The sequence below is a fragment of the Stenotrophomonas pictorum JCM 9942 genome (assembly GCF_001310775.1).
In the GTDB taxonomy this organism is placed as follows: domain Bacteria; phylum Pseudomonadota; class Gammaproteobacteria; order Xanthomonadales; family Xanthomonadaceae; genus Stenotrophomonas; species Stenotrophomonas pictorum.
Map to the genome: position 1 here is coordinate 1 of NZ_BAZI01000751.1, position 678 is coordinate 678.

Consider the following 678-nt stretch of genomic DNA (forward strand, 5'->3'; position numbering starts at 1 on the left):
CACCAGCGCACGCCGCTCGACGCCACGCAAAAACGCCGCCAGCGCATTGGCGGCGGCCGGGGCCAGGGGGGCGGGTGCGGCCATCATGTGAACTCCATCATCCTGCGCATGATACCCAGCGCACCTGCGCCACCGCCGTGGCGAGCATGCCGGCAGCACCGCCGCCGACCGGTCTGCCGCAACTTGTGCACAGCGTCAATACGCTGCGGTGATTTTCCCGCCCGGGCTGGGCCAGGACCGGGTTTAGCTTTTGTTTCACGAACAAGTTATTGATTTTAAAAGACTATTTTATGTGGCTATTTTTTGACCAAGTTAAGCGGAAGGCTTGACCCATCGGCTTGAGCGCGTGGAGCACCCGGCTCACCCACAGAGTTATCCACAATAAATGTGGATAAGCGGAAATCCCCAAGTACGGCCTGTGTTTACGTGCCATTTATGAATTGGTCCGGAGCACTTTCACCCAAGTGAACAGAACCGGCCCCCTGCCCGGCAACGGCTAAACTGGCCCATGCCCGCCTGCCCTACCCTGCGCATCGCCCTGCCGGTGCCGCTGCCGCAACTGTTCGATTACCTGCCGCCGGAAAACAGTCCCGTCCCCTCCGACGGCGATGTCGGCCGCCGGGTGCGGGTACCGTTCGGCCCGCGCGAGCTGGTCGGGGTGGTCGAGGGCGCGGCCAG

Annotated in this window: 1 protein-coding gene; it reads left to right on the forward strand. The window is 62.7% G+C overall.

Translation table 11 applies throughout. The features are described from left to right. Positions 1-508: 508 nt before the first annotated feature. The coding region (locus JCM9942_RS19505) for a primosomal protein N' family DNA-binding protein (RefSeq protein WP_172675211.1) at positions 509-678 on the forward strand (170 nt) is incomplete at its 3' end.